The 13,652-nt window shown below is 71.8% G+C and carries 10 protein-coding genes and 1 tRNA gene; 4 read left to right on the top strand and 7 right to left on the bottom strand.

Going from position 1 to position 13,652, the window contains the following annotated elements; translation table 11 throughout:
* Positions 1 to 60: 60 nt before the first annotated feature.
* Entirely contained in the window at positions 61 to 1,890 is a 1,830-nt protein-coding gene (gene glmS / locus IF19_RS0129705) for a glutamine--fructose-6-phosphate transaminase (isomerizing) (protein ID WP_030113106.1), read from the top strand.
* A gap of 199 nt (positions 1,891 to 2,089) precedes the next feature.
* On the opposite strand, the gene IF19_RS0129700 is transcribed toward glmS, so the two are convergent.
* Positions 2,090 to 2,611: a universal stress protein gene (locus IF19_RS0129700; protein ID WP_030113107.1), complete on the bottom strand. Its 522-nt coding sequence runs from the start codon at positions 2,609 to 2,611 to the stop codon at positions 2,090 to 2,092.
* Positions 2,612 to 3,654: 1,043 nt separating this feature from the next.
* On the opposite strand from IF19_RS0129700, the gene IF19_RS0129690 reads away from it, so the two are divergent.
* From IF19_RS0129690 to IF19_RS0129680, 3 genes are all read left to right on the top strand, one after another.
* The gene (locus tag IF19_RS0129690; RefSeq protein ID WP_030193397.1) at positions 3,655 to 4,872 is read left to right on the top strand and encodes a helix-turn-helix domain-containing protein; all 1,218 of its coding nucleotides are present in this window, start codon (positions 3,655 to 3,657) and stop codon (positions 4,870 to 4,872) included.
* A gap of 10 nt (positions 4,873 to 4,882) precedes the next feature.
* Positions 4,883 to 5,488: an oligoribonuclease gene (gene orn, locus IF19_RS0129685; protein ID WP_030113109.1), complete on the top strand. Its 606-nt coding sequence runs from the start codon at positions 4,883 to 4,885 to the stop codon at positions 5,486 to 5,488.
* 119 nt (positions 5,489 to 5,607) lie between these two features.
* A tRNA-His gene (locus tag IF19_RS0129680) sits at positions 5,608 to 5,680 on the top strand.
* 96 nt (positions 5,681 to 5,776) lie between these two features.
* On the opposite strand, the gene IF19_RS0129675 is transcribed toward IF19_RS0129680, so the two are convergent.
* From IF19_RS0129675 to IF19_RS0129650, 6 genes are all read right to left on the bottom strand, one after another.
* A complete protein-coding gene (locus IF19_RS0129675; protein ID WP_030113110.1) occupies positions 5,777 to 6,367 on the bottom strand; it encodes a lytic polysaccharide monooxygenase auxiliary activity family 9 protein in 591 nt (196 codons plus the stop codon).
* A gap of 207 nt (positions 6,368 to 6,574) precedes the next feature.
* Positions 6,575 to 8,695, bottom strand: a complete 2,121-nt coding sequence (locus IF19_RS0129670; RefSeq protein ID WP_078580965.1) for a TerD family protein — start codon at positions 8,693 to 8,695, stop codon at positions 6,575 to 6,577.
* 200 nt (positions 8,696 to 8,895) lie between these two features.
* On the bottom strand, positions 8,896 to 9,933 hold the full coding sequence (locus tag IF19_RS0129665; protein WP_030113112.1) for a LacI family DNA-binding transcriptional regulator: 1,038 nt from the start codon (positions 9,931 to 9,933) through the stop codon (positions 8,896 to 8,898).
* 169 nt (positions 9,934 to 10,102) lie between these two features.
* The gene (locus IF19_RS0129660) at positions 10,103 to 11,560 is read right to left on the bottom strand and encodes a GH1 family beta-glucosidase (RefSeq protein WP_030277489.1); all 1,458 of its coding nucleotides are present in this window, start codon (positions 11,558 to 11,560) and stop codon (positions 10,103 to 10,105) included.
* Positions 11,561 to 11,656: 96 nt separating this feature from the next.
* On the bottom strand, positions 11,657 to 12,577 hold the full coding sequence (locus tag IF19_RS0129655) for a carbohydrate ABC transporter permease (RefSeq protein ID WP_030113115.1): 921 nt from the start codon (positions 12,575 to 12,577) through the stop codon (positions 11,657 to 11,659).
* Positions 12,578 to 12,591: 14 nt separating this feature from the next.
* Positions 12,592 to 13,590, bottom strand: coding sequence for a carbohydrate ABC transporter permease (locus tag IF19_RS0129650; RefSeq protein WP_030278128.1), 999 nt, complete (start codon positions 13,588 to 13,590; stop codon positions 12,592 to 12,594).
* Between the last annotated feature and the right edge of the window lie 62 nt (positions 13,591 to 13,652).

Here is a 13,652-nt window from a genome sequence, read left to right as displayed (position 1 = left end):
GCGCCCGTGCGGGGCGCCGACCACGCGTGTACGGGTACGTCGAGGAGGGGCAGGAAGTCCATGTGCGGGATCGTCGGATACATCGGGAAGCGTGACGTCGCTCCGCTGCTGCTGGAAGGGCTGCAGCGGCTGGAGTACCGGGGGTACGACTCCGCCGGCATCGTCATCACCGGCAAGGCGGCCGCGGGCAGGCCGGGCACGCTGAAGATGGTCAAGGCGAAGGGCCGGGTCCGCGAGCTGGAGTCCCGGGTCCCCAAGCGGTTCGCCGGCACCACGGGCATCGCCCACACCCGCTGGGCCACCCACGGCGCGCCCAGCGACGAGAACGCCCACCCCCACATGGACGCCGAGAACAAGGTCGCCGTCGTCCACAACGGGATCATCGACAACGCCTCCGAGCTGCGCACCCGGCTCACCGCCGACGGCGTCGTCTTCCTCTCCGAGACCGACACCGAGGTGCTCACCCACCTGATCGCCCGCGCCCAGGCCGACACCCTGGAGGAGAAGGTCCGCGAGGCGCTGCGCCACGTCGAGGGCACGTACGGCGTCGCCGTGCTGCACGCCGACTTCAACGACCGCATCGTGGTCGCCCGCAACGGCTCCCCGGTCGTCCTCGGCATCGGCGAGAAGGAGATGTTCGTCGCCTCCGACGTCGCCGCCCTGGTCGCCCACACCCGCCAGGTCGTCACGCTGGACGACGGCGAGATGGCCACGCTCAAGGCCGACGACTTCCGTACGTACACGACGGAGGGCTCGACCACGACGGCCACGCCGACCACCGTGGAGTGGGAGGCCGAGTCGTACGACATGGGCGGCCACGACACGTACATGCACAAGGAGATCTCCGAGCAGGCCGACGCCGTGGACCGGGTCCTGCGCGGCCGGATCGACGACCGGTTCTCCACCGTGCACCTGGGCGGCCTCAACCTGGACGCCCGCGAGGCGCGCGGGGTGCGCCGGATCAAGATCCTCGGCTGCGGCACCTCGTACCACGCGGGCCAGATCGGCGCCCAGCTCATCGAGGAGCTCGCCCGCATCCCCGCCGACGCCGAGCCGGCCTCCGAGTTCCGCTACCGCAACCCGGTCGTGGACCCCGACACCCTGTACGTGGCCGTCTCCCAGTCGGGCGAGACGTACGACGTGCTGGCCGCCGTCCAGGAGCTGAAGCGCAAGGGCGCCCGGGTCCTCGGCGTGGTCAACGTGGTCGGCTCCGCGATCGCCCGCGAGGCCGACGGTGGCACGTACGTGCACGCCGGCCCGGAGGTCTGCGTGGTCTCCACCAAGTGCTTCACCAACACGGTGGTCGCCTTCGCGCTGCTCGCGCTGCACCTGGGCCGCATCCGCGACCTGTCGGTCGCGGACGGCAAGCGGATCATCGACGGTCTGCGCCGCCTGCCGGAGCAGATCAGCGAGATCCTCGCGAACGAGGACGAGATCAAGCGGCTGGCGGCGGAGTACGCGGACGCCAAGTCCATGATGTTCATCGGCCGGGTGCGCGGCTACCCGGTGGCCCGCGAGGCCTCGCTGAAGCTGAAGGAGGTCTCGTACATCCACGCCGAGGCCTACCCGGCCTCCGAGCTGAAGCACGGCCCGCTCGCGCTGATCGAGCCCGCCATGCCGACCGTGGCGATCGTGCCGGACGACGACCTGCTGGAGAAGAACCGGGCCGCGATGGAGGAGATCAAGGCCCGCAGCGGCCGTATCCTCGCCGTCGCCCACCAGGTGCAGGAGAAGGCCGACCACACCATCGTCGTGCCGAAGAACGAGAACGAGCTGGACCCGATCCTCATGGGCATCCCGCTCCAGCTGTTCGCGTACCACACGGCCCTCGCGATGGGCCGCGACATCGACAAGCCGCGCAACCTGGCGAAGTCCGTGACGGTCGAGTAGACGGCCGCGCACAGGCGTTGGGCCCCGCACCGTGCATGTCACGGTGCGGGGCCCAACGCGTGGCGCTGTGAGGCTTTCTGGCGGGTGCTCAGATCCTCGGGACTCGCGAGCGGCCCGGCCGGCGGCCCGTTCGGGGGATGCCCCACGACTCGTTCGGGGGCCGGCCCGCGGTCCGTTCAGCGGCCGGCCCGCGGCCCGTTCAGGGAATGACGATGACCGGGCGCTGCGCGCGGCGCGCGAGCCGGCCGGCCACGGAGCCGAAGATCCGGCCGACGATGCCGTGCGTGGAGCCGACGACGATGGCGTCGGCCTCGTACTCCCGGCCGACCTCCTCCAACTCGTGGCAGATGTCGCCGCCGCGCTCGACCAGCACCCACGGCACATCGGAGAGATAGTCCGCACAGGCCAGCTCCAGTCCGAGGACCTCGGTGCGGTGGTCGGGGACGTCGACGAAGACAGGGGGCTCGCACCCCGCCCAGACCGTGGTCGGCAGCCGGTTGGCGACATGGACGATGATCAGACCGGAGCTCGACCGCCCTGCCATGCCGATGGCGTAGGCGAGGGCCCGCTCGCTGGACGTCGAGCCGTCGAAACCGACCACGACTCCGTGCCGGAAAGCGGGATCGCACGCGTGGCGTGCTTCTTCGACCGTCCGCGGCTCCGACTCGAAGTCGGCTACCGGCTTGCGGTCCTTGGGTTCAGGGATTTCGTGACCGGCCATCGGTGTCTCGGCGAAGAGAGTCCTCGTGAGGAGGGAACGGTTTCGAGGTGTGTCTGGTGCGTCGGGTACGTCAGCCGCTGGTGAAGCTGTGTCCGGGAATCATCTTCCCAACCCCATACCCCCAAGGGTACGGCGTCACTCCCCCATCGCCCAGATCCTCGCAAAAGCGTGCGTGACGCTGGAGGGAGCATGCACGAGCGCGTCCGGGATGGCAATGCCGGTTGTGCCGTACACGCGCCTGGCGCGGCCGAACACGGGTGACCGTCCTGTTTTCCGCGACGGCCGCGTGCCGGACGTCACTCTCGGCCCGGTGGCGCGCACCCGGTCCCCGTTGGCCACACCGCGGCGAATCCGCCACCCGGGCCGGCGAGGGGCGGACGGAGCCGCTCCGCCCCCTCGGAGCCGTCCCCGGCGCGATCCCTCGGCGGGGCGGGCCGCGGAGCCGGGCGCACGGTGCGCGGACCTCCGTCCGCCCCCGTACGGACCGGGCGGATCTCTTGTCCCACCGCGCAAAGGTCGTTGAATACGGTCCTATATCGTCGCGGCTCCTCGCGCGCCGCGACCTCCGTACGCCACCCTTCGACCGCACCGGGTCGCGTGGTGACGAGACAGCGCACCGGCGCTGCGCCCCCGTGAGGGTTGTGCGCCCGGCGTGACCGGATTCAGCACACACAACCGACTATTTCAAGCCAACTTCACCCAGGGGTCCGACCCTTCGCCGGATGGCCTGACACCCCGCCATCCACCAGGCAGGAACGGACCGCGCGGTACGCTTTCACCCGATGCGGACGGGCCACCTTCGCCAAGAGCACTTCCCCGTGCGCTTCGCGGGTGGAACGCTTCGTGATCGAACGCTTCACGCCACGTCCCCTTATCGACATTGAGCTGGTGGGGGAAGGTGTCACGGCGGGACCACGCGACGCAGTAGATTTCGATCTTGAAAATCGGGGACTGGGGACACGTGCGACACCGAGGGGAAACGTGCAGGAGCGAGAGGCCCGTAAGGACCAGGGAGACGCGAACACCGAGGGCGGCTTAGCGTCATGAGCCAGGACTCCGCCACCGCGACGGAGGCCGCACGCAAGCTGACCGGGCGGCGACGCCGGGAAGTCGTTGCCGTGCTGCTGTTCAGCGGTGGCCCTATCTTCGAGAGCTCCATCCCGCTCTCCGTTTTCGGAATCGACCGGCAGGACGCGGGAGTTCCCCGCTACCGCCTGCTGGTCTGCGGGGGCGAGGAGGGACCGCTGCGCACCACCGGCGGTCTCGAACTCACCGCGCCGTACGGCCTGGAGGCGATCAGCAGGGCCGGCACCGTGGTGGTGCCCGCCTGGCGGTCGATCACCTCGCCGCCGCCCGCCGAGGCTCTGGACGCGCTGCGGCGCGCCCACGAGGAGGGCGCACGCATCGTCGGACTGTGCACGGGGGCCTTCGTGCTCGCGGCCGCCGGCCTGCTGGACGGACGGCCGGCCACCACCCACTGGATGTACGCGCCGACGCTGGCCAAGCGCTATCCGTCGGTGCACGTCGATCCGCGCGAACTGTTCGTGGACGACGGCGATGTGCTCACCTCCGCCGGGACGGCCGCCGGAATCGACCTCTGCCTCCACATAGTCCGCACCGACCACGGCACGGAGGCCGCCGGGGCGCTCGCGCGCCGGCTCGTCGTGCCGCCGCGGCGCAGTGGCGGGCAGGAGCGCTATCTGGACCGGTCGCTGCCGGAGGAGATCGGCTCCGACCCGCTCGCCGAGGTCGTGGCCTGGGCCCTGGAGCATCTGCACGAGCAGTTCGACGTGGAGACGCTCGCCGCGCGCGCCTACATGAGCAGGCGGACCTTCGACCGCAGGTTCCGCTCGCTCACCGGCAGCGCACCGCTGCAGTGGCTGATCACCCAGCGGGTGCTGCAGGCGCAGCGGCTGCTGGAGACCTCCGACTACTCGGTCGACGAGGTCGCCGGCCGCTGCGGCTTCCGCTCCCCGGTCGCGCTGCGCGGGCATTTCCGCCGCCAGCTCGGCTCCTCCCCCGCCGCGTACCGGGCCGCCTACCGGGCCCGTCGTCCGCAGGGGGTGGCGGAGAGCGCAGCGACGGTGGTCGAGACGATGGTGCCCAGCCAGGGGCCGCCGTCCGGGCGCCGGGGTTCTCCGCTGCCTTCCGCACCGGTCGTCCTGACGGCCTCGGTGGGGTCCGGGGACCACTCCCTGCCCGGTCCCGAGGCGTTCGTTCCCGGACGCCCGGCCCTGCCGGGACAGCGGAGCGCCCCGTAGGGTGGGGCCCATGAACGACCGCATGGTGTGGATCGACTGCGAGATGACCGGGCTCTCGTTGACGGACGACGCACTCATCGAGGTGGCCGCCCTGGTCACCGACTCGGAGCTGAACGTGCTCGGCGAAGGGGTGGACATCGTGATCCGCCCGCCGGACGCGGCCCTGGAGACCATGCCCGAGGTGGTGCGGCAGATGCACACCTCCTCGGGCCTCCTCGACGAGCTGGCCGGGGGCACCACCCTGGCGGACGCCGAGGAGCAGGTCCTGGCGTACGTCCGCGAGCATGTGAAGGAGCCCGGCAAGGCCCCGCTCTGCGGGAACTCGGTCGGCACCGACCGCGGATTCCTGGCGCGGGACATGCGGGAGCTGGAGGGCTACCTCCACTACCGGATCGTGGACGTGTCCTCGGTCAAGGAGCTGGCCCGGCGCTGGTTCCCCCGGGCGTACTTCAACAGTCCGGAGAAGAACGGCAACCACCGGGCGCTGGCGGACATCCGTGACTCCATCACGGAGCTCCGCTATTACCGGGAGGCGGTCTTCGTGCCGCAGCCCGGCCCGGACTCCGAGCGCGCCAAGGAGATCGCGGCGCGCCTGTCGGCTCCGCCGGCACCGTAGAACCCGCTGGTCACGGGCGTGAAGGCGCCTGTGGACCGGCCCGGGGAAACGGGGGCGCGAGCACCCTCCCGGACCCTGTACACTTTTTCTCGGCCGGTCGGAAACGACCGGGCGACATGGTGGGTATAGCTCAGCTGGCAGAGCACCTGGTTGTGGTCCAGGATGTCGCGGGTTCAAGTCCCGTTACTCACCCTGAAGGAAGGGCCCCGGTCTTCGGACCGGGGCCCTTCCGCCGTCCCGGCCGGGTGCGCCGGGGCGGCTTCTCCGTCGTCTGCGCCGGTCAGGCGGTCAGAACGTGACGTCGGAGCAGGCGTAGAACGCGTTGCCGGTGTCCGCGATGGTCCAGACGCCGAGGATCAGGTGCTTGCCCGACTTCTGCGGCAGGGCGCCCGCGTGCGTGACCGTGGCCCCGGGCTGGCGGCCGCCGAAGGGCACCGTCAGGAAGGGCTGCGGCTCCAGGTCGGCCCGGGTGAGGGGCTTCGAGGGGTCGTAGCCGTCCTTGGTGACGTAGTACCGGAAGTCGGTGGTGGCGTGCCGGGCGGTGATCCGCCAGCGGAAGGTGTGGCTCGCGCCGGCGGACACCGAGGTGGTGGGCCAGGCTCCGCCGCGCGGGTCGTCCAGCTCGGCGAAGCGCTGGTTGCCCCCGGCGCAGATCAGGCCGTCGCGGGGTCCGCGCGCCGGGAACCCCTTGGGGCCCTCCACGCTCGGCGGCTCCCACTGGATCTGCCCGCAGTTGCGGACGGTGCCGTTGCCGCAGAGCTGCTGCCTGCTGACCGGCGAGTCGGTGTACCCGTGGCTCTGCGCGCTGCCGGAGGTGGCCAGCAGGGACGCCCCGGCGATGCCGAGGCCGAGGAGTAAGGACGTGATCTTCCTGCGCATGTGGTGCTCCTGAGGTGAGGGGTGGAGCGTGCGGACGGACGACCGGGGCGCGGCGGCTCACCACTTGGTCTAGACCAAGACGGTAGACCTGTCTGCTGGTCATGTCCACACCACAAAAGGCGCGGGGGTGGGCCCGGACCGAAGGCCGGGGTGGACCCGGCGGACCCGGTCGAGATCCGCCCGGCTCACCTGCCCGGGAGGGCGTCCTCAGACCACCGGAGCGTCCACATGGGCGACGACCTGGGCGTGGAAGCGGTCCACGGCGTCGTCGACGCTGCGGATGAAGCCGGTCTCGGCGCTGCCCCTGCCGGCGCCCATCCCCTTGAACAGGGAGAGCCGGAAGCCGGTGATCTGCGCCCCGTCCTTCGGCAGGATGTCGGCGGGCTCCGGGCGCAGCCGCTCCAGCGTGCCGCGCGGGCCGGTGCCCCGGCCGTCCACGAGCGTCTCGATGTGCAGGTCGGCCGGGGCGTCGGAGAGCCGTCGCACCAGGCGCTTGGCCCGGGCGAGCGGATAGCCCGCGCCCTCGGCGGGGACCTCGATCGACGTACGGAGCTTGCCGGTGCGCAGATCCGCGGTGATACCGAGGACGCCCGGCGTGCCCTCGATGCGGATCTCCGCGTTGAGCCTTCCCTGCTCGCAGAGGTGGTCGGCCAGCTCGGTGCGGCGCGCACCGGGGTCCGCGCCGCGCCGGGCGCGCTGGACCGGCAGGACCTTCTGCCCCAGTTCGCCGCCGAGCCGCAGGCACACCTGCCGGACCAGCCGCTCCCAGTTCTCGATGACCTCCAGCGCGCGGGCGTCGCCCTGGCACAGGGTCTCCTCGTCGATTCCCCGCCGTACGGGGACCCACGCCGCGCCCATGTTCTGGAAGCCGTGGCAGCCGGAGTTCTCGTGCTGGAGGTAGTGGAGCAGTTCCTGGAGCAGCCAGGCGTGCGCGGCGTCGCCGACCCCCTCGTGGCGGATGAGCATCTGTGCCTGGTGCACGACCTCGGCCCAGGACAGGTGCCAGAGAGCCACCTTGTGCTTGCGCCGCCGGTCGATCCGGACGTCGACGAGCGGACTGCCCTCCAGCGCGACGTCGTTGGAGAGGGTGATCACCGCCTCGTACCCGCGCCGTGCGGCGATGTCCATGTACGCCTGGACCTGGTCGGGCTTGAGGGCGTTCCCGTTGGTCTTGGTCTCCACCAGCGCGGTCCACAGCTTGCCCGCCCGCTCGACCCGGATGACCCCGTCCGGGCGGCGCGGCGATTCCCCGTGCGGCAGGGTGACCTCGGTGAACGTCTCCATCCGGCCGGCCGGGGCGCCGAAGGCGGCGGTGAGGCGGCGGCCGAACTCCGGCACCTGCGCCATCACGGACAGCACGACGGAGGTGGCCCGCGTCTCGCGCTCCCGGTCGCTCTTGAGGGCGGAGCCGGGGAACAGCCGGGCGGTGCGCCAGGTGTCGTTGTCGGCGAGGGACTTCTTGGCCGTACGGGGCAGGGTGACCTTCTTCTTCGCGGTACGGGGGCGGCGCGCGGACTTCGGCCCGTCGGCGGGGGCGGCGGCCGTACCGGGCTTGGCGGGCTCCGGACCCGTCGCCGCCCGGTCGACGGCGTGCCCGTCCCGGCTCTGGGCGGGTACGCGCGCGGACGGCGCCGTCGACGTCCCACCCGGAACCTCCACGTCCGGACCGGGCCCCTCCGGAGCGGACCCCTCCGGCTCGGCGCCGACCTGTCCCGTGCCCGTCCGTTCCGCGCCGGCCGTCCTCGCCGAGGCCGCCTCCCCGTCGGCCGCCTGCGCCACGGCCGTCTCCGCGTCGTCGTCGATGTCGACGCCGTAGTCGGTGGCCAGCCCCGCGAGGCCCGAGGCGTACCCCTGGCCGACCGCGCGGAACTTCCACTCCCCCGCACGCCGGTACAGCTCGCCGAAGATCAGGGCGCTGACCTCCTCGACGTCGTGGACCGCGAACCGGGCGAGCCCGTCGCCCGTGCTGTCGGCGAGGGTGAGCCGGAGGTCGTCGAGCTCGCCGAAGCGGGCGCCCCCGTAGCGGCTGGCGGCGACGACCACCTTGTCGACCTCCGGCGGGACGGCGTCCAGGTCAAAGGAGATCCGGTCCTCGCTGCCGTCGGCGGTCGGGGTCTTGCCGAGCAGGTGCACGCTGCCGTCGCCCGCGACGGGGTTGTTGTAGAAGCAGAAGTCGGCGTCGCTGCGGACCTTGCCGTCGGCGTCGAGCAGCAGCACCGAGACGTCGGCGTCCCCCTCACCGGTGGCGCTGCTCCACCCCAGGCCGACCACCACGGCCCCGACGTTCTCGCTCAGCGCCGACAGACCGACGTTGGCGCCCTTGACCATCTCGTGCACGAGGCCCCCCAGATGCACAGCCGCCCGGAACGCACTCCGGCAGCCCACCGCGTGACGTGTGTGGTGCGTCACACAATCGCCGTACGCAGCGAACATTAGCCGCCCGGGCCGAGCGGGGTGAAGAACTTGTGAAATCCGGAAGACCGGCCACCGCTGTTCGGGACGGACCTCGCCGGACCCCGGTCCACCGCTCAGGACGAGTCGCGGACCACCAGCTCCGTGGGGAGGACCAGCGAGGGGCGCTCCTCGTCCGGGGAGCGGCCCGCGATCTCGTCCAGGAGGAGCCGGGCCATACGGCGGCCCATCTCCTCTATGGGCTGGCGGACGCTGGTGAGGGGCGGGTGCATGTGGCGGGCGACCACCGAGTCGTCGAAGCCGACCAGGGCCACGTCCTCGGGGACACGGCGGCCCGCCTCGCGCAGGACCTGGCGCGCGCCGGCGGCCATCACGTCGGAGGCGACGAAGACCCCGTCCAGCTCCGGGCGGCGGGCGAGCAGGTCGCGCATGGCCTTCGCGCCGCCCTCCTCGGTGAAGTCGGCGGGGGCGATCAGGCGTTCGTCGGGGGTCAGACCGGCGGCGGACACGGCGGCGCGGTAGCCGTCGAGGCGGCGCTGGGCCCCGTACACCTCCAGGCGGCCGGTGATCGTGGCGACCTGCCGGCGGCCCCGGGAGACCAGGTGCTCGACGGCCGCCCGCGCTCCCTCGTAGTTGTCCGAGTCCACCGAGGGCAGGGTTTCGCCCGGGTGCCGGGCGCCGCTGATGACGCAGGGCATGCCCAACTGCTCCAGCAGCTCCGGCAGTGGGTCGTCGGCGTGCACCGCGACCAGGAGGACGCCGTCGACGCGGTGCGCGGTGAGGTACTGGGCGAGGCGGCGGCGCTCGCGGTCGTTGCCGACGAGGGTGAGGAGGAGCTGCATCTCCGTGTCGGCCAGGGCCGCGCCGACACCGCGCACGATCGCGGAGAAGTACGGCTCGGCGAAGAACCGGGTCTCCGGCTCGGGCACCACCAGCGCGATGGCGTCGGTGCGGTTGCCCGCCAGGGCGCGGGCGGCGCGGTTGGGGACGTACCCCAGCTCGGCCACGGCCGCCTCGACTGCCTGCCGGGTCGCGTCGCTGACCCGGGGGGAGCCGTTGATGACCCGCGAGGCGGTGCCCCGGCCGACACCGGCCCGTGCCGCCACCTCTTCGAGCGTGGGCCGCCCGCCGCTCCGTACACGCGCTGCCGCCATGGCCGCCTCCCCGTTCCCGGTCAATTTCTCACAGCCGTACGGTCAATCCAAGTCCTGGACCGATCACCCCGACGAGCGTACGGACAGCGTAATGGGAGCGCTCCCAAAAGCGGCCGGAAAGCGACGGCGGGCCCGGCCGGGGAGGGCCGGGCCCGCCGCTTCGCCGAAGTCAGGCGGCCGGGGGCAGGGCGTGGCGGGCGATCACGTCGGCGTACCAGTGGGCGCTGGACTTGGGCGTACGGACCTGCGTCGCGTAGTCGACGTACACCGCGCCGAAGCGCTTCGCGTAGCCGTAGCCCCACTCGAAGTTGTCCAGGAGGGACCAGAGGAAGTAGCCCCGTACGTCCGCGCCGTCCGCGACCGCCCGGCGCACCGCGTCCAGGTGGCCGTGGAGGTAGGCGATCCGGTCGGGGTCGTGGACCCGGCCGTCCGCGTCGGGGGCGTCCTCGAAGGCGGCGCCGTTCTCGGTCACCATCATCGGCAGCTCCGGGTGCTCGCGGGCGACGTCCATGAGGAGGTCGTACAGGCCGTCCGGCTTGACCGACCAGTTCATCGCGGTGACCGGCAGCCCCTCGGCGAGGTGGAAGGCGACGTGTTCCGAACCGGGCCACGGCGAGTGGTCGCTGCTGCCGTGGCCGTCGTTGCGGGTGTCGCCCGCCCCGTCGGCGGGCGTCGAGACGATGGTGGGCGTGTAGTAGTTGACGCCGAGCAGGTCGATCGGGGCGGCGATGGCGGCGAGGTCGCCTGCACGGACCAACTCGTCCCAGTTCACGATGTGTTCGGTGTCCGCCAGCAGGTCCTGCGGGTACGCGCCCCTCAGCATCGGGCCGGTGAAGACCCGGTTGCCGACCGCGTCGATGCGGCGGGCGGCGTCCGCGTCCGCCGCGCCGGCGGTCAGCGGGCGCACCTGGTGGAGATTGAGGGTGACCGAAGTCCGCGCGGTGGCCGGGAGGTTGGCGCGCAGGGCCTCGGTCGCCCGGCCGTGGGCGAGGTTGAGGTGGTGGGCGGCCCGCAGGGCGGCGGCCGGCTCGGTGCGGCCGGGGGCGTGGACCCCGGAGCCGTATCCGAGGAAGGCCGAGCACCAGGGCTCGTTGAGCGTCGTCCACAGCGAGACCCGGTCGCCGAGCGCGCGGGCGGCGATGGCCGCGTAGTCCGCGAACCGTTCGGCGGTGACGCGCTCGGGCCAGCCGCCCGCGTCCTCCAACTCCTGTGGCAGGTCCCAGTGGTAGAGCGTGGCGACGGGTTCGATGCCCGCCGCCAGCAGCTCGTCGACGAGCGAGCGGTAGAAGTCCAGGCCGCGTTCGACGGCCGGGCCCCGGCCGGTGGGCTGGACGCGGGACCAGGAGAGGGAGAAGCGGTACGCCTTCAGGCCGAGGCGCTTCATCAGGGCGACGTCGTCGCGGTAGCGGTGGAAGTGGTCGGCGGCCACGTCCCCGGTGTCCCCGCCGAGCACGCGGCCCGGGGTGTGGCTGAAGGTGTCCCAGATGGAGGGGGTGCGGCCCTGTTCGGCGGCCGCGCCCTCCACCTGGTAGGCGGCGGTGGCCGCGCCCCAGAGGAAGCCGGTCGGGAAGGGGGCGGTGGCGGCGGGGGCCTGCTGGGGAAGGGTGTCGGGTCGGACGGCTGTCATGCGGGAGCGCTCCCTGAGGAAGTGAGGGATGGGGGGAGGGAAGGGGGGGCTGAGGAAGGGGCGGCGGAAGGGGGCGGCTGTGGGGCGGGGCCCGGGTCAGCCCTTGACCGCGCCGGACATGATCCCGCCGACGATCTTCTTGCCGAAGACCACGAACACCACCAGCAGCGGCAGCGTGCTGATCAGCGCGCCCGCCATCACGATGGACTGGTCGGGGGTGTACGAGGCGCTGAGCTGGCCGAGAGCCACCTGAAGGGTCGGGTTCTGCTGGTTGAGCGCCAGGTAGGGCCAGAAGAAGTCGTTCCACGCCTGGACGAAGGTGAGCATGCCGAGCACCATCATCGCCGGGCGGGCGACCGGCAGGACCACGCTCACCACGATGCGGAAGTTGTTCGCGCCGTCGATCTTGGCGGCCTCGATCAGCTCGTACGGCAGCGCCTCGATCAGGTACTGGCGCATGAAGAACACGCCGAACGCGCTGACCAGCGTCGGGAGGATCACCGATTCGAGCTGCCCGCCCCAGCCGAGGCCGGACATCATCATGAACAGCGGGACGACGCTGAGCTGCGGCGGGATGGTGAGGGTGGCGATGACCGCCGTCATCAGCCACCCCCGGCCCCGGAAGCGCATCTTGGCGAACGCGTAGCCGGCGAGCGTGCAGAAGAAGAGCGTGGCGGCGGTGATCGAAGCCGCGACGATGACGCTGTTGAGGATCGCCGTACCGAGGTTCGCCTGCTCCCAGGCGGTCCGCACGTTCTCCACCAGCTTGCCGCCGGGCAGGAACGGCGGTGTGGAGGCGAGGACTTCGTCCTGGGTGCGGGAGGCCGCGACCAGGGTCCAGTAGAGCGGCAGCAGCGAGCCGAGACCGATGACGGCGAGTGCGGCGTACGCGAAGGGGCCGCCCTTCATCTGCTGTCCGGCGCCCATCCGGAAGCGGCTCGGCCGGGACGGGCCGGTGCTCCTCGGGGCGGGCGCGACCTTCACGGGGGCGGTGGGTGTCGGGCTGGTCATGGTCATGGAGGCGCTCCCGGTCAGGCCGCGGACGTGCGGGCGAGTCGGCCGACGATCCAGTTGGCCGCGGCGATGATCAGCAGGAGGGCGAGCATCGCCCAGGCGACGGCGGCGGCCGGGCCGAGGTGCCCGAGGTTCCAGCCGTAGTTGTAGAGGTAGATGCTGAGCGTCTCGTACTGGTTCTCGTTGCCGCCGGTCGCGCCGAGCGCGCCGCCCTCCAGCAGCAGGGGCTCGCCGAAGAGCTGCATGGAGCCGATGGTGGAGATGACGATGGTGAACAGGATCGTCGGCCGCAGCGAGGGGATGGTGACCTTGCGGAACTGCTGCCAGCGTGACGCGCCGTCCAACGAGGCAGCCTCGTAGAGGTCGTTGGGGACGGCCTGCATCGCGGCAAGGTAGATCAGCGCGTTGTAGCCGGTCCAGCGCCAGATCACGATGACGGCGATGGCGATCTTCGACGTCCAGTGCCCGTTGGCCCAGTTGGTCGGGTCGAGGCCGAAGAGGCCGGTCACCCAGTTGAGCAGTCCGCCGTCGGCCCGGAAGACCAGGGCGAAGACGAGGGCCGCCGAGGCGACGGAGGTCGCGTACGGCGTGAGGATGACCGTGCGCCAGAACGTGCTCGCCCGCAGCCGGTAGTTGAGGAGGTGGGCCAGGCCCAGCGCCATCAGGAGCTGCGGCACGGTGGAGATGACGCCGATCAGGAAGGTGTTGGCGACCGACGTCCAGAACTCCGGGTCGTGCAGGATCTTGTCGAAGTTCTCCCAGCCCACCCACTCCATCGAGTCGAGGCCGGTCATCTCCACCCGGTGCAGGGCGATCCAGCCGGTATAGAGCAGCGGGTAGAGGCCGAAGGCCCCGAAGACGAGGAAGAACGGGGCGATGTAGGCGTACGGGGACGCCTTGTCGTCGAACCGCCACAGCCGACTGCGCCACACCTGCCGCCGGTCGCTGTCCGGTTCCTTCTTCGGTTCGCGGGGCGCTTTCGCGTACGCGTCCCGGGTGGGGGTCGAGGTTGCCACGGGCGGGGAGTCCTTCCCTGGGGTGCGCCGACGAAGGGCCGGGCGGTGGAGGGGCGTTGGGG

It is taken from the genome of Streptomyces californicus (assembly GCF_000717645.1).
GTDB lineage: Bacteria > Actinomycetota > Actinomycetes > Streptomycetales > Streptomycetaceae > Streptomyces > Streptomyces californicus.
This window is presented reverse-complemented; position numbering and strand designations above follow the sequence as displayed.